The organism is Aurantivibrio infirmus, from assembly GCF_054767315.1.
On record NZ_BAAFSK010000001.1, the window covers coordinates 88,663 to 105,614 of the forward strand.

The window sequence follows — 16,952 nt, forward strand, 5'->3', positions numbered from 1 at the left end:
AACGAGAGATGCGACGGTATGGCTGATAATCGCAGCTACGCAGCATTAGAATGGGTAATCGGTGAAATAGGGGAAACCCTAAAACAAGCTCGTCAGGCCTTGGAAGCTTATGTCGAGAATACCGAAGATACTACCCGAATTCGCTTTTGCTTGACTCATATTCACCAGGTGCACGGTAGTTTGCAGATGGTGGAATTTTATGGCGCCGCATTGTTAGCGGAAGAGATGGAAAATCTCGCCCAAGCATTAATGAATAAATCGGTTCGCAATGAATCTGAAGCGCAAGAAGTTTTAATGCGCGCGATTCTGCAAATGCCGGTTTATCTCGATCAAGTTAAATCTAATCGTAAAGACCACCCTTCTTCTGTTCTTCCTCTACTTAACGACCTGCGAACTGTTCGCGGTGAAGCGTTGTTAACAGAAACCAAATTATTTACGCCGAACCTTGCTCCCGCTCACCATATTGCTGATAAAAATGCAGCTGGTGCGATTGATGCAAATCAATTCAGTATCATTATTCTGAAACTTCGTAAAATGTATCAGGCGGCCGCCGCGGGTGTCATTCGTGATGTTGCGCGCGCAGATAATATTGGTTATTTGTATAAGGTTTTTGGCCGTTTAAGAAAACTAACCCAAGGGACTGCTCGGCAGCCACTCTGGGATATTTCCTTGGCACTGTTAGAGGGTTTGGAGTCTGAAGCCATTGAAGCCAGCGCTTCGGTTAAAAATTTGTTACGTCAGATAGATAAAGAAATTAAAAATTTAGAAGTGGATGGTGTTTCCGCTCTCAATAATTTTACCAATGATGAATTAATTAAAAATTTACTCTACTACATCGCGCGCGCGCCAGAAGATGGCAAGCATATTCGCCGAATTAAAAGCGCTTACAATTTAGAAACAGCATTACCGCCCACTGACAAGCAATCTGTCGATGGCGTCGACGAAGAAATTATTGCACCCGATTTAGACGCAATACGATCTGTCGTTACCGCATTAAAAGATGAGTTGGACGCGATTAAGCATGCTCTTGACGTTAGTTTAACTGATAAAGAAAAAGCAGATGTTACCGAAGCCTTGCCGATTATTAAACGTGTTGCCGATACCATGGCAGTGTTGGGCATTGGTGATTTGCGCAAACAAATTTTAGCGCAAGGTGAAAAATTAGCGGCGGTTGCTGAAGACGAAGAAATTCCTGCCGATTTACTGATGCAAGTTGCCGGTAAAATAATTGAAATCGAAAGCTCCTTAGAACTTATGGCGAGCGGCACCGGTCGTGGTGACGCGAATGCTTATGACCCAAGTGTTAATGCACTGGATCAGGCGCAAGAATCTGTTTTACGCGAATCCCGCAATGGTCTAGAGCAGGCTAAAGACGCAATTATTGAATATATTGCATCGCAATGGAATCGCGATCATTTGATCAGTGTACCTAATCATTTACGTGAAATTAGTGGTGGCCTCGACATGATGCCATTGCCAAAACCCGCTGCAATTTTGACTTCTTGTGCAAGCTATATAGAGCAGCAGTTGTTGGCAAAAGAAGCCACTCCAGAATGGCAAACCCTGGATACTCTGGCAGATGCCATAGCGAGTGTTGAATATTATTTAGAGCGCCTTAGCGGCGATCGTGAAGAAGACGACGAATTGTTACTCGGCGTAGCGGAAGAAAGTGTACAGTCCCTTGGTTATCCAATCCCTACGGCGTTACGCAGCGGCGGCTCAATGCGAAGCCACGATGATGCTGATGTATCGAGTGTGCTTGGGAAGATGGCGTCGCTTGAAGAAGTTGAAATCGGTGAGCTTCCAGAGCGCGATGAATCTGATCACGCAAGTGTACCAAAACTGGATGACGAATTAGATATTGCGGCGAAAGAACTCGACAACTTAGCGGTTCAAAAACCTGAAGAAACACAAGTCGATGAAGCATCGGCTGAAGCCCAAAACAATGAAGTTCCGGCGAGCGATGTAGTTGAGCCGGCAAGCGTAAATGTTGCCGAAAGTACGTTGGCAGAAGATGATGAAGATAATCTCATCGACGATGAAATTCTCGAAATTTTTATCGAAGAAGCAGCAGAAGTTCAGGATACGATTAATGAATTTTTCCCACGATGGGCTGCGGATTTTGATGATCAAGAAGCGCTGATTGAATTTCGTCGCGGTTTCCATACCTTAAAAGGTAGTGGAAGAATGGTTGGCGCCAATGATGTTGGTGAGTTGGCTTGGGCCGTTGAGAACATGTTGAACCGAGTGCTCGACAATACAGTTGCTGCGAGCGACGGTCATGTTGCATTAATTCAAAAAGTTCTTCCCCTGTTACCTGAATTAGTTTCAGCCTTTGAACATCGACAAGCTAACCCGCATCCAGATGCGTGTGAAAAACTTTCGGCATGGGCAGAGCAACTGTCGAAAGGTGAAATGCCTGCCGCGCTAATGGAAGATGATTCTGTCGTTGTTGAGACGGCAAGCACTGCATCAAGCGATGAAGACGACGATGCAACCGATGCTATGCTGTGGTCTATTTTTGGATCAGAAGCGATTACTCATTTAGAAGTCGTGCAACATTATATTGCGGAGATGGATGATTCCGCTCCACTATTTACACCCCCTAGCGAACAAATGCAGCGCGCATTACATACATTAAAAGGTAGCGCGCACATGGCTGATGTGAAACTCATCGCCGAGCTCGTGACGCCCCTTGAACATTTTGTAAAAGAATTAAGAATTTATCAGGTCATTATTGATACTGATATATTGCAGTTATTGAAAGACGGTGTTGAATACATTCAAAGTGTTCTTTCGCAAATTGAGTTAGGGCAAGAATTAGAAATTCCGCGTTTATCTCAATATTTAGCGAGAGTTGCAGAACTTAAAGATCGCTATGTCACACCACTGGTTCGACAGCGACAAGAAGAAGATGGCGCTACGGCGAAAAAAGTCGACCCAGAATTGCTGTCTATTTTTATGGCCGAAGAGGTCAAGTTGCTGCTTGATGCTGATGAAATACTTTTGGATTGGCAGCAGGAAAAGTTCGACAATCTTCAAGCGCAATCAATGGTGCTTGAATTGGCCACACTGGAACGCGGATCTGAACACGCTAACTTGCCGCCAATGGCGAACTTGAGTCGACAGCTTCGACAAGTCTACGAATTGGTTATTGATTCGAAATTAACTGCTGATGATAAAGTTTATCGCGTGCTGACACTTGGGCATTCTGAATTACTCGATATGATTGATTCAGTTGCTGTTGGTCAAAACCTAAATGCGATTAGTGAAACGACACAAACCGATTTAGCAGAAGTTATCAATTCCGCAGACGACGTCGTGAATACGATCCCGAGCTTTGGGCAGAGTCGCTCTAATCAAGAAGAGATTGAAATTGCTGACTTTGAAGCAGTAGATGACCTTGCGGAAAATCAAATTTCTGAACTAGAAATTACTGATCTTGAAAATGTCGATTCAGAGAATATCGAACCAGAAGTTATCGACGTTAATCTGAACAATAGATCTACTACTGCAGATGAAATCGAAATTAATATTTCTCAAGATGAAATAGTAGAACCTGTTTCTTTAGAAATTGAAGAGCCTACTCTTGAACCGACAACGCCGGAAGCTACAGAAGTAGCAGAAGTTGATGAGTCTGATGATAGCGAAGAAGTTGATTTAGAAATCTTTGAAATCTTTATTGAAGAAGCCGAAGAATTACTTGAAGAGATCGATGGCGCTGTGCATCAATGGGAAGAAGATTGGTCTGATAAAGAACAAGTCGAATCATTAAAGCGCTCTTTGCATACCTTGAAAGGCGGCGCTCGCTTGGCGGGTCTAATGGGTTTAGGCGAACTGGCCCATGAATTCGAATCGTTTTTGATTACGAAAGGCGAGAACGTTGATGTTGATGCGGACTTCTTCGCGATCGTGCACGATTACCAAGATAAGCTGATCAATGGCACCGATAAAGTAAAAGCCCGTGTCGATGGTCATATGCCAGATGGCTTACAAGAGATTATGTCTGCGTCTGCGGAGTTCGATGAAAAATCCCTAGATAAACCTGCAGAAGTAATTGAAACCGAAGAAGTGCCGCTTGAATCAAAACACGACGTTGTGGCTGAGATTGAGCAAGACCAAGAAGTCTCTAGTTCAGAACCTTCTATTGAAGACGCAACGCCAGATGCTGATTTAGATGATAAGTCTTCACGTGCAAATATTTTACCTTTCGCACCGAAGCCAAAGATGCCGGCAACACCAAGTGGTGCAACAACAGCAGCGGGCAGCAAAGAATTCACTGTTAACAAACATAGCGGGAACGGACCTAAACCATCGGTAGCTGCACGTCGTGCAGGCCCGCAAGAAGTGGTGAAGGTTTCTGCGGAATTATTAGAAGAGCTGGTTAACCTTGCCGGTGAGACATCGATCAGCCGTGGCCGACTTGAAGAACAGAATTCTGAATTGGGCTATGCCATTGACGAAATGGAAGCCACGGTGCAGCGTGTTCAAGAACAACTTCGACGCTTGGATATTGAAACAGAAGCACAGATGATCTTCCGTCAAGAACAGATGGAAGAAGCAGAGGATTTCGATCCACTTGAAATGGATCGCTACTCACAGTTACAACAATTATCGCGTTCATTAATGGAGTCCGCGTCGGATTTAATGGATTTGACGGGAACCTTAAACGATAAGACTCGCGATACAGAAACTTTATTGCTGCAACAATCACGGATTAATACCGATCTTCAAGAAGGCTTAATGCGTTCGCGTATGGTGCCCTTCTCTCGATTAGTGCCTCGATTGCGTCGTATCGTTAGACAAATTTCTACGGAGTTGGGTAAGCACGTAAGCTTCGAGCTTGATAACGTTGAAGGTGAATTAGATCGTTCCGTATTAGAAAGAATGATCGCTCCTCTAGAGCATATGTTACGAAATGCGGTTGACCACGGTATTGAACCTGGCGAAGAGCGCATTAAAAAAGGCAAAGCTGAAACAGGTCGAATTGTTTTAAGTCTTGGACGAGAAGGCGGTGACGTTCTAATGCGTTTAGTCGACGATGGCCGCGGCTTAGATTTAAAACGTATTCGCGAAAAAGCAATTGAACGTGGACTGATGAGTGAAGAAGCACAACTCAGCGACCACGATATTATGCAATTTATTTTGAATGCAGGATTTAGTACCGCCGATAAAATTACCCAAATTTCAGGTCGTGGTGTCGGTATGGACGTCGTGCATTCTGAAATCAAACAACTTGGCGGCTCGATGTTTATTAATTCGCGCGAAGGCCAAGGCACAGAATTTATTATTCGCTTGCCATTTACGGTTTCTGTAAACCGCGCGTTGATGATTCAAATCGGCGAAGATAATTATGCGATTCCTCTTAATACCATCGAAGGTATTGTGCGCGTCAGCCCATTCGAGCTAGAGCATTACTATCAAGATGAGAATGCACGTTTCGAGTATGCCGGTGAAAATTATCGCGTGCGTTACTTAGGCAGCATGTTGGACGCTAATAATTTACCGCGACTAGCGGGCCAAGCATTACCTATGCCGGTAGTGCTTGTTCGTACTGTTGAGCATGTTATGGCGATCCAAGTTGATAAGCTGATGGGTAGCCGTGAGATTGTTGTAAAAAGTTTAGGGCAACAATTCAGTGCCGTAGAAGGCTTGTCCGGTGCTACGGTAATGGGTGATGGTAGCGTGGTTGTTATTCTTGATCCTCACGCGATGATCCGTAAAGAGATGGCTCTGTTAGCGCCTACTGGCCAACAAATTAATGTTCTACCTTCTGTAACTGAAGAAGTGAATAAAGCACAAACTATCATGGTGGTAGATGATTCAGTAACCGTGAGAAAAGTAACGACTCGTTTCTTAGAGCGGGAAGGTTACGAAGTGATTACTGCTAAAGATGGTGCCGATGCCTTGTTAACACTACAAGATCAAATTCCAGATCTAATGTTGTTGGATATCGAAATGCCACGCATGGACGGGTTTGAAGTTGCAAAAAATATTCGCAGTACTAGCCGCCTCAAAAATATTCCCATTATTATGATTACTTCCCGTACTGGAGAGAAGCATCGTGATCGCGCACTTAGCTTAGGCGTGAACGATTACATGGGTAAGCCTTATCAGGAAGAAAAACTTCTTAGTAATATCAAAGAGCTAATTGGCGAACAGCCGGACTTATAGTGGCGAGTTCAACTTTGTGTATTGGTTTGCTAGCTTATACGCAATTACAACATCGCACTCTACGATTCTTAATTGAAGAATTTGGTTATCAAGTCGGTACCTGTTTATTAATATCAGATTTGAAAAACCAATTAAGTAATTCGGCAAATTCCGGCGCTTTAGTAGAACAAAAAACTCAAGCCGATAAGCTTTCGCAAACGAAAAACGAAGAAAATTCGCCGCGAATTGATGCTTGGGTAATAGACGTCGATACCAATGCTGAAATTGATGATCACGACAGCGACCATCTTGATGCATGGTTAGACACCTTAGATGCACCGGTATTGTTCTGCGATGGTGAAATACCCGTTGCACATGAAGAAGCATACCGAGCATGGTCCCGGCGCTTGATGGATAAGCTCAAGCAATTAAGCGGCACGATAAATTTAGAACAATCTCGTGACGGAATAGCACAGCGCGTCTGGGTATTAGCGGCATCAACTGGAGGTCCTGCGGTAGTAAAGCAATTTTTGAGTGAGCTACCACCGCGATTGGATATTGGTTTCGTCTATGTCCAACATATTGATAAAGGTTTTGATGGCACACTCGCGCAGGTAATGAGTAAACATACCAACTATCCAGCGCATATTGTTGAGCATGGCGACGTAATTCGAGCGAATCATGTTGCCATTGTGCCCGCGGATAAAAATACTGAAATTGCAGCAAATGGTACTTTTGTTGTTGGTGAAGAAGGTTGGGCGACTCGCTACAATCCTTCGGTCGATAGTATTGTTGCTGATGTGGCTCATTGCTACGGTGAACGGGCTGGCGTAATTATTTTTACCGGAATGGGCGATGATGGCGCGGCGAGTTGCCGGATGATGAGTAGAAAAGGTGGCAAGGTGTGGGTTCAAACCCCGAGTAGTTGTACGAGTGACTCGATGCCAGAGTCAGCATTGGCAACGGGAAGTGTGGAATTTAAGGGATCTCCCTACTCATTGGCTCAACAACTTGTTAAAGAGATACAAAATATTCGTTATTCGAGAGCAGCAACGGGAAGTTAAACTTTGCTTGATCTTTTTGTTAAGGCTCGAGTAAAAAATTTAATGTAAATAAATAGTTTAGTCGCTTTTTAAAATACGAAACAAATATTGCAGGTAATAACATGAACGAACCACAAGCTTTAGAAAACCAAACGGCGACGGAAGTAGCCAGCTTGATGATTCCCATTGCTGGTGGTTTATTGTTATTACCCACTGTTACCGTGGCCGAGATGGTGCCATTTAAATACCCAGAGCGCAGTGACGATATGCCTGATTGGTATTTGGGTAATTTTTCGTGGCGTGACCAAATGATTCCACTGGTGAGTTTTGAAGGCCTAAATGGCGAGGCAGTACCCGATTATTCTGGCACTTGTCGAATCGCAGTGCTTAATAATACCGGCGTTGACGAACGTCTGCCTTTCTTAGGTTTGGCAACACAAGGTATTCCAAGGTTGTCGCGGGTTAAATCAGACGAGATTCATCAAACCGAAGATGCTGAATTAAAAGCGTTTGATTTAATGTCCGTTTACCATGCTGGTGAGTCAGTCATTATCCCCAATACCACCGCAATCGAAGAAGCAATTATTAAACTTGCTGGTTGATTAGTGCCTTATCTAGATCATCGACCTATTATTTTTAGCTAAACTATACCGCTTAAATTTTTCTAAGCGATATCTTGTACAGATGAACTTTCAATTTCTATAAGCTTGATGCTTGTTTTGTTCAAGAAGCTTGGCTAAATCTTGGTAATGCCCGATTAAACTGGGTAGCAGAATTTCTATTTCGTCCTGAGTATTAGAGTTAGCGGCTATTTCAATTTTGCTCGCAGTTTCCTGTAGCTGTAACCCGCTTATATTTCCAGCTGAACCTTTGATTGTGTGTGCGATCTTCGCGACATCAGTAATCGCTGATTTTCCTGCGTGATCCTTTAATTGTGAAATTAGCTGTGGCGTGTTTTTAAGAAACAATTCGATTAGCATATCTAGGCGTTCCTCTTTACCACGGACGCGATCTAACACCAACTTTTTGTCCCAAATTTTGTCTGCGTTCGTAAAAGTAGGGTCCTCATTTTTCAAAAGCTCAGCTTCTTCATTTAAAGGAGTTGTATCGCAAGCAATCATGCTAGGCAGAAATTGACGAATAAGTTTAATCAACGAATCGCTATTGATCGGCTTGGGGATATATTCATTCATTCCCGCATTAATACATTTTTCCCGTTCTCCCAATACAGCATTAGCTGTTAAGGCAATAATGGGAATATTTTTGTAGCGGTCGCCATGGAGCTTGAGCTCGCCATTACGAATCTGTTGAGTCGTTTGATATCCATCAAGCACGGGCATTTGGCAATCCATGAGAACTAATTCAAAAAACTTATCACTCTCAGCCCTGTCTAATTCATTCAGGGCGTCTAGGCCATTGTTTGCCGTGACAATTTCTAGATTGAAATCTTCCAATATACCGATTACTACCGCTTGATTTGTTGGATTGTCTTCAACCAACAAAACTTGAATCATTTTTTCCGGTCTGGATTTCTCGATGGGTGTCGCTTTCATTTCGGACACTTTTACGCGTTTGCGAGATGCTAGTTCACGTGCTACACCGACCAAACCGCCGCGAGTAATCGGCTTAGAAATTGAAAAATCAAAATCAGTATTTGTAGATTCCTCAAGAATATTTAAATCGGCAAGTCTGTTCATTAACACTAAAACACTTTGACTTTGTTTGGGAATCTTACGGATCTTGTCAGCCAGCTCAAAACAAGAAAAGTCACTGAGGTTTTGATCAATAAGGATTAGCGAATAAATATCATATTCAGCCTTCTGCAATGCACTAGCAGCATCTTCGACCACATCAACACTCGCACTTAGAAGCTCGAGCTGCTTATTGATAACACTTCGACCAGTTCCATTTTTCTCGGCCACAAGTATTCTGGTGTCTTTAAAATTAAAGTCTTGGAAATCTGCTCTGGTTTTTTCACAGCTTGATAGCTGAGCACTGAAAGTTACCGTGGTGCCCGTTCCGATTTCACTAGTGATACTTACATCGCCACCCATAATCGAACATAGTTGTTTAACTATGGCCAGTCCCAAGCCCGTGCCGCCATACTTTCGAGTAGTACCGGCGTCGATCTGTGTAAAAGATTCGAATAAATTTGGGATGTTTTCTTGTGGAATTCCAATACCAGTATCTGAAATACTACAACTGAAGTTCAATTCGCCACCGGTAGAGATATTGGTGGATGCCGAGACTATAATTTCCCCCGCCTCGGTAAATTTTATAGCGTTTGCGACTAGATTCGTTATTATTTGGCGTATACGATTTGGGTCACCCATTGCATACTGACTGTTAAGTGAAGTGGTATCCAAAATCAGTTCAATGTTCTTTTCCTGTGCTTTTATGGCCAAGGATTCGACGCAGTTTCCAAGTAGTTCAGGAAGATCAAAATCGATAAGCTCTAATTCAAGTTTGCCCGCATCAATCTTAGAAAAATCCAGAACGTCATTAATTAACTGTAATAAGGATTCGGCACTACTTTTCGCAATCTGAGCATACTGTAGTTGTTTTTCATTTAGCTTACCTTTTAATAACAGGTTAACCATACCGATAACGCCGTTCATCGGTGTTCGAATTTCATGACTGACACTGGCGAGAAACTCAGATTTCAATCTGGCGGTTTCCTCCGCCTTAATTAACGCATCTTCTCGTTGCTTAGATAACAATTTTTGCTCAGTAATGTCGAATAAAGTACCGACCAAGCGAGCTACGTTCCCTTGATTATTACATACTGTTTTTACGAAGGTTCTTACCGTACATATGGTGTTGGAGGGTTGAATAACCTTGTACTCGAAAGTAAAACTTTCACCTGTTTTAATCGCGTGTAATAACTTCGCCTCTACAATATTTTTCTCGTCGGGGTGAATACAATCGGACCAGCTAGATATCGTCGGTATAAATTTTTCCTGGTCAAGACCCAGTATTTCATACATACGGGAATTCCAAATATGGGTGTTAGACTTCAAATCAAATTCAAACACACCTAGATTTGTGGCATCTAGTGCTACTTCCATTCGCAAAGAAAGTTGTCTTAATGTGTTTTCTTTTAAGTTTGTCTGCGCCGCAAGTTTGTCATACTGCTTTGCAAGTAATCCGAGTTCATCATTAGTATCGATGCCAATTGTTAGGAGTTCATCAGATTCCGTTTGCCTTCTTATCGTGTGAATAATTTTCCGCAAAGGTTTTAGCAACACAAAATATTGAACGAGGAATGCAAGGGAAAGTAGTGAAAATAAACCGATTGATAGAGCGATAATAATATTTAAAAGGCTTCTGTTGGCGATTTCGAGATCGAAAGTTTTATCGTAGATCAGAAATACTAGATAGGGTCTTAGGCGATTAGCGCCGGGGCTTATCAGATTGACGCGTTCAGCAATGTATTCTTTGCTTCCATCACTGATTATGCTGCGAGTTTTAGACCCGAGATGTATTTCTATAGTTTGCAATTGTTGTTTAGAGAGAGTGCTATTGTAATGTTTTCCCAGGTGCTGGTTTTGTGTGTCCGCGACAATGGTGCCGCTGTATTCCTCGATTAGTATTAAGCGCTCGATAGCCTTTCCAGAGCCTAGCGCATTAATAACTCGTCTAAAGTCGCCAGTAGTCGTGTTTCCTTCAAGGGCAATATTCAGAGTGTTCTCAATGTAAGATATTTCGTTATCAATATTCTTACGAATAAATTCGGTGTTTTCATGATAGAAAAAAGATGCAATCAGTGAAAATACAACTACGCATACCAACACCGTAGGAGCACCGATTTTGTACGGCAGCGATCGGAAATCGATTAATTTATTCATTGCAATTCGATTTGGCAGAAAATCTATTCATTGCTATATACGATATTGGGTAGGTCTTCGCATTGTGTGGTTAGCGACCCAATATTCACGAGTACTTGGCAAACATTTTTTAATGAACTTTGAATATCTTCGGGCTCGCTAAATAATTCTCTCTGTTGCGCTTTGTCGAGAATTATCAAGTCGGCGAGCACGTCTTCAAAATCACTGGTAGAAACTCCTTCTCTCTCCGCCATTATTTGAATCGCCGTTTTTGGATCATCGCGATAAAAATCTAAAGATAATTGCCATGCATCGTGAATTTTCTCAACGATTCCTGGGTTTTCTTCAATGCTTTGGACGGATAAGCTAATCGTATCGATTATTTCATAAGGGATATCAGCGCTAGAAAATATTGAGTGAAATTGATCGTGTTTTAATAGATTGATAGAAACAGGTGGATAGGAGACGAAGGCATCAATTTTTCCTTCGAGAAGAGCTTGTTCCCCATCAGCTTGAGTAACATTTATTACCACAACGTCAGATATAGAAAGCCCTTCTGAAGCTAAGGTCCGCTGTAGAAAATAGATACCGAGACTTGAAACTTCGCAACCAACCCTTAATCCTTTTAAGTCACTTACTGTATTAGTTTCTTTGCCGGCGATTACCACATCACCACCGTTGGAATAATCGGGAATTAAAATAACATTTAAAGGCTCGCCGCCGAGTAGCTCAGCTTGCACAGATTCTATCAGCGTTCCAGCCAGGCCATCAGTTCTGCCGCCTATGTATGCCGCTTGCGTATCTGCTAGAGATGCTAGTTGCACTAGTTTGATATTCGCGCCTACTTGTTCAAAGAAGCCTTGATGTTCGGCCAAGTACAAAAACTCATAACCAGGCCAAGGGTTAATAGCAATGGTGAGAGGCGGTTCTGGATTTTTAGTACAAGCACTACATAGCGTTAACGCTATCAATAAAATGATTTTCTTCCTCAAAATTACGCACAGTGCGATACCTACATTTTTCAAAAATTTTCTCCCAGAAATCCCGATAAACCCACCTAACTTAAGCATAGCTGCTTAGGATTAAGGGTCAAAAGATCAGGCTAAAGAGTTGAAATTATCGAACGGGTAAAGGCATAGAAGTAGGAAGGGAGAGTGGTTTTATACTGAAAAATTCTATATATCGCCCCAGCGATGCTGCAGCAGGCTTAAAGCCGCAATCGGTGCAGTCTCTGTGCGCAGGATCCTTGGCCCTAACTGCCAGGCGAGAAAACTTTTTTGCTGACAGATTGCAAACTCGGTATCACTAAATCCTCCTTCGGGTCCGACCAAGAAAGTGACATCGCGCGGTTTTTCGATGTTATTGAAATTAAGAGCACTGTTATTGGTGTGTAAGATGAGTTTCAAATCGTGTTGAGTGCTACCAAGGTAATCACTTAGGGAGATTATGGGGTTGAGCGTTGGCAAAATATTTCTCTGGCATTGCTCACAGGCACTTATGATGACTTGTCGCCAGTGATTTAGTTTTTTGTCGCCGCGCTCACCAGATAATTTAACTTCCGTTCTCTCGCTAATAATCGGGGTTATTTTAGTGACACCTAGTTCTGTGGCTTTTTGAATAAGCCAATCCATGCGTTCGCCGCGAGAGACACTTATCGCGAGTTCACTGATCAATGGCGATTGTTTATTTTCGGGAATGAATTTATCGAGGACAAAATGCACTGATTTTTTCGATACTTTCGTTAGTCGACCAGAGTACTCTCCACCCTGACCGTTGAAGATTACCAGCTCGCGACCGGCGTCCATTCTTAACACCGTAGCGACATAGTGAGACGCTGAGGTATCAAGCTCGCTTTCGGATTCAAGTTCAAGTAATTGATCACTGAAAATTCTTGGGATACGCATAGGAATCGCTTCGCCAGTAGCCGCTTAGATTTGATTTAAGTTAATTATTATTTTGCAGTATATTTTGTGAAGCCAAAAAAAGCACGGGGATGAACAATGTTAATCATTCATCCCCGTTTTTTGGTGTTTAGAATAAGAATTTTTATCTAAACAGGCTGAAATCAGCCAGCTAGTATTTGTAGCTCTCTGGTTTATAAGGTCCGGCAACAGGTAAGTTAATATACTTACTTTGTTGGTCAGTCATTGTTGTAATTACACCGCCAAAACCTTCAACCATGTAACGTGCGACTTCTTCATCGAGCTTCTTGGGCAGTATTTTAACGTACAGATTATTAAAGCGCTGATCTGTAGGAAGTTCTGCGAACCTATCTTCGTACAAATAAATTTGTGCAAGCACTTGGTTCGCAAAAGAACCGTCCATGATTCGTGAAGGGTGACCCGTTGCATTACCTAAATTCACCAAACGACCTTCTGAAAGCAAAATCAAATGATCTTTAGTCGCTTTGTTACGATGAATTTTGTGAACTTGTGGTTTAATTTCTTCCCACTCCCAGTTTTTGCGCATGTAAGCTGTATCAATTTCGCTATCGAAGTGACCGATGTTACAGACAACACAACCATTTTTCAGGGTTTGCAACATCGCCGCATCACATACGTCGACGTTACCGGTTGTGGTAACAACGATATCTGTTTTTCCGAGCACTTCTAGATCAATGTCTTCAACCTTGCCGGTGTTGTTTCCGTTTTTATACGGAGAAACTACTTCAAAGCCGTCCATACATGCTTGCATTGCACAGATGGGGTCAATTTCAGTGACTTTTACGATCATGCCTTCCTGGCGCAGTGAAGCAGCGGAGCCTTTTCCAACATCACCATAACCAATCACAAGCGCTTTTTTACCCGCCATTAAGTGATCGACACCACGTTTAATCGCATCATTTAAGCTATGACGACAACCGTATTTATTGTCATTTTTAGATTTAGTTACCGCATCGTTGACGTTGATCGCAGGAACTTTTAATTCACCTTTTTCTAGCATGTCGACTAAACGGTGAACGCCGGTGGTGGTTTCTTCAGAAATTCCATGAATATGATCGAGAATCTGTGGGTATTTTTCGTGAGCAATTTGGGTTAAGTCGCCACCGTCATCAAGAATCATATTGGCGTCCCAAGGTTTGCCGTCTTTTAAAATGGTTTGCTCGATACACCACCAGAATTCTTCTTCGGTTTCGCCTTTCCATGCGAAAACGGGAATGCCAACGGCGGCGATTGCAGCAGCTGCGTGGTCTTGTGTTGAGAAAATATTGCAAGACGACCAGCGAACTTCAGCGCCAAGTTCAACCAAGGTCTCGATTAAAACGGCAGTTTGTATCGTCATGTGAATACAACCAAGGATTTTGGCGTCCTTTAAAGGCTGTTCCTTTTTATAGCGCTCCCGCAGCGCCATTAGTGCGGGCATCTCACCTTCGGCAATTTCAATTTCCTTTCTTCCCCAGTCAGCTAGGGAAATGTCAGCAACTTTGTAGTCGCTAAAGTTTTCAAGATTTTTTGCGTTAGCAGTCATGTTAATTCCTTAATAAAAGTCGAATAGTTGTTAAAGCGCACTTTTCAAAAGTTCAGCTTTGTCGGTTTTTTCCCAAGTGAAGTTTTCTTCTTCACGTCCAAAATGACCATAGGCCGCAGTATCTCGGTAGATGGGTCGTTTTAATTGCAACATTTCAATAAGGCCGTAAGGTCGTAAATCAAAATGTTCACGAACTAACTGGCTAATTTTCTCATCGCTAATTTTGCCAGTGCCGAAAGTCTCAATTGAAATTGAAGTCGGTTCGGCGACGCCAATAGCATAAGAGACTTGAATTTCACAGCGGTCGGCTAGGCCAGCCGCAACAATATTTTTTGCCACATAACGCGTAGCATACGCTGCTGATCTATCTACTTTTGAAGGATCTTTTCCAGAGAAGGCTCCCCCACCATGACGTGCCATGCCGCCGTAAGTATCAACAATAATTTTACGGCCTGTTAAACCACAGTCGCCAACGGGACCGCCGATAATAAATTGGCCAGTTGGGTTGATATGATAGAGAGTGTCTTTATGCAGCCATTCTGCGGGAAGCACATTTTTTACGATTTCTTCCATAACGGCTTCGCGAATATTCGCTTGGCTAACTTCAGGATTATGTTGTGTAGACAGTACAACGGCATCAATGGCAACAGGCTTGCCATTTTCATAGCGCAAAGTCACTTGGCTTTTCGCGTCCGGTCGCAACCAAGGCAACACTTTTTCTTTGCGTAATTTCGCTTGGCGCTCAACTAAGCGATGAGAATAGTAAATAGGCGCTGGCATTAAAACGTCTGTTTCATTTGTAGCGTAGCCAAACATCAAACCCTGGTCGCCGGCTCCTTGCTCTTTCTTTTCTCCTTCATCAACGCCCATGGCAATGTCGGAAGATTGTTTACCAATAGCATTGAGGACCGCACAAGAAGCGCCGTCAAATCCAACATCACTAGAATCGTAGCCGATGTCTAAAATGACTTCGCGAATTAAATCCTCTAGGTCGACGTAAGTAGAGGTTCTAACTTCACCGGCAACAATTGCCATACCGGTTTTAACCATGGTTTCTACCGCGACGCGAGATTCGGGATCGTCTTTTAATATTGCGTCAACAATCGCATCAGAAATCTGATCAGCCATTTTATCAGGATGACCTTCTGAAACTGATTCAGATGTAAAAACAGAATAATTTGCCATGTTGAATTGTTCTCCGTTTAAAAAATGATAATAAGTAATTTAAGATTTAAAAAAATGTCGAAATTGAATTTGAAAACCATTACGTAGTGCGAAAAAATTACTTTGCCCTTCTTCAAGCCCAGCGGCCTTAGCCCAATTTGAAAACTCTGGCGGTTCAAAACCTAACCATAGATCACCACAAGCGTCTGATGCCCATTGCTGATCATGGCGACATAGGTCGGTAACAATAATGTTACCGTTTGTTTTTAAGATTGAGCTTAGGTCTTGAAAAATATCACCAGGTGAGGGCGTGTGATGAAGCACCATATTCATTACCACGCAATCAACTTTTATCGCTGAGGCTTGGGTAGTTTTGAGATTGGTGTTCGCGACGGATTGTGTGTCGCCGAGAATAAAAGAAATATTATTGAGTTGTTGCGATTCCGCGAAGACCTTAGCCTTATTTAGCATGTTAGCGGAGTTATCAAGCGCATAAACTTTTCTAAAACGCTTACTGAGTACTTCTAAAAATTCACCTTCGCCGGGCCCGACTTCTAACACTGAATCAGTATTGTGGGGATGAATCTTAGCGAGCATTTCTGAAACATGGTCGCCATAAATCGGATAGCTGGCAATGAGATCCTGTTGGGCACGAAATTTATCAGCATTTTCCGCAAAAAAAACTTTTGATGCTTGCGCTCTTTCTTGTTGGATTTCAGCGAGGCGGCTGCGAACTTCATTACTGAGATCCAATTGATCTGCTGCAGAATATAGAGCGCTTTGTAAACTGTGATGAGGGTGGTTAGCGGCGAAATGCGCACGGCGATAATAGATCGAATTGCCTTCGCGCCGCGTCGCGACCAAACCGGCATTGGCCATGACTTTTAAATGGTGGCTCATACCTGATTGTTTGATATCAAAAATACGACAGAGCTCCAATACGCCGTAGGAGCCTCTGGATAAAACCCGTAATACCTCAATTCGCAATGGATCAGCGGCCGCTTTTAGACGAGCACTAAGTTCTGCCAAAGGCTCTGCCATCGAATTCTGATGATTTAATTGTGCTCTGGACATGGGTGGTCTGAGAATTTTGGAGGTTAGTAGGGCAAAGACGCAGGATTCTAACAGCTAAGCTCATCTATATCAAAAAATATTGATATAGATTGCGGTGACTGTCTCAATCCCCTCTAATTAACCGCGTGCGTTATCTGCAAGCTGTTGTTCCATCAGGAAAAAGACACCCTTTAATGGGCTTAATTGAGATTTTTGGGAAATATGATCAAGAACAGGGGAATGG

9 protein-coding genes are annotated in these 16,952 nt (G+C 42.7%); 3 read left to right on the plus strand and 6 right to left on the minus strand.

The features are described from left to right. The first annotated feature begins 18 nt into the window (after window positions 1-18). From ACYUCY_RS00380 to ACYUCY_RS00390, 3 genes are all read left to right on the plus strand, one after another. Window positions 19-6,174: a hybrid sensor histidine kinase/response regulator gene (locus tag ACYUCY_RS00380; protein ID WP_460224450.1), complete on the plus strand. Its 6,156-nt coding sequence runs from the start codon at window positions 19-21 to the stop codon at window positions 6,172-6,174. Beyond that, the gene (locus ACYUCY_RS00385; protein WP_460224451.1) at window positions 6,174-7,217 is read left to right on the plus strand and encodes a chemotaxis protein CheB; all 1,044 of its coding nucleotides are present in this window, start codon (window positions 6,174-6,176) and stop codon (window positions 7,215-7,217) included. Before ACYUCY_RS00380 ends, ACYUCY_RS00385 begins: the two co-directional genes overlap by 1 nt. A gap of 101 nt (window positions 7,218-7,318) precedes the next feature. Continuing rightward, complete coding sequence (locus tag ACYUCY_RS00390) at window positions 7,319-7,798, plus strand: chemotaxis protein CheW (RefSeq protein ID WP_460224452.1); 480 nt, start codon at window positions 7,319-7,321, stop codon at window positions 7,796-7,798. 90 nt (window positions 7,799-7,888) lie between these two features. On the opposite strand, the gene ACYUCY_RS00395 is transcribed toward ACYUCY_RS00390, so the two are convergent. The 6 genes from ACYUCY_RS00395 to ACYUCY_RS00420 all read right to left on the minus strand — a co-directional run bounded on the left by ACYUCY_RS00395 (window position 7,889) and on the right by ACYUCY_RS00420 (window position 16,729). After that, entirely contained in the window at window positions 7,889-11,044 is a 3,156-nt protein-coding gene (locus ACYUCY_RS00395; RefSeq protein WP_460224453.1) for a hybrid sensor histidine kinase/response regulator, read from the minus strand. A gap of 23 nt (window positions 11,045-11,067) precedes the next feature. Then, on the minus strand, window positions 11,068-12,048 hold the full coding sequence (locus tag ACYUCY_RS00400; RefSeq protein ID WP_460224454.1) for an ABC transporter substrate-binding protein: 981 nt from the start codon (window positions 12,046-12,048) through the stop codon (window positions 11,068-11,070). Between the two features lie 150 nt (window positions 12,049-12,198). Then, window positions 12,199-12,927: a 16S rRNA (uracil(1498)-N(3))-methyltransferase gene (locus ACYUCY_RS00405; protein WP_460224455.1), complete on the minus strand. Its 729-nt coding sequence runs from the start codon at window positions 12,925-12,927 to the stop codon at window positions 12,199-12,201. A 169-nt stretch (window positions 12,928-13,096) separates the two neighbouring features. Next, window positions 13,097-14,491, minus strand: a complete 1,395-nt coding sequence (ahcY, locus tag ACYUCY_RS00410; protein ID WP_460224456.1) for an adenosylhomocysteinase — start codon at window positions 14,489-14,491, stop codon at window positions 13,097-13,099. A gap of 30 nt (window positions 14,492-14,521) precedes the next feature. Then, complete coding sequence (gene metK / locus ACYUCY_RS00415; protein WP_460224457.1) at window positions 14,522-15,676, minus strand: methionine adenosyltransferase; 1,155 nt, start codon at window positions 15,674-15,676, stop codon at window positions 14,522-14,524. Between the two features lie 39 nt (window positions 15,677-15,715). Further along, entirely contained in the window at window positions 15,716-16,729 is a 1,014-nt protein-coding gene (locus ACYUCY_RS00420; protein ID WP_460224458.1) for an ArsR/SmtB family transcription factor, read from the minus strand. Between the last annotated feature and the right edge of the window lie 223 nt (window positions 16,730-16,952).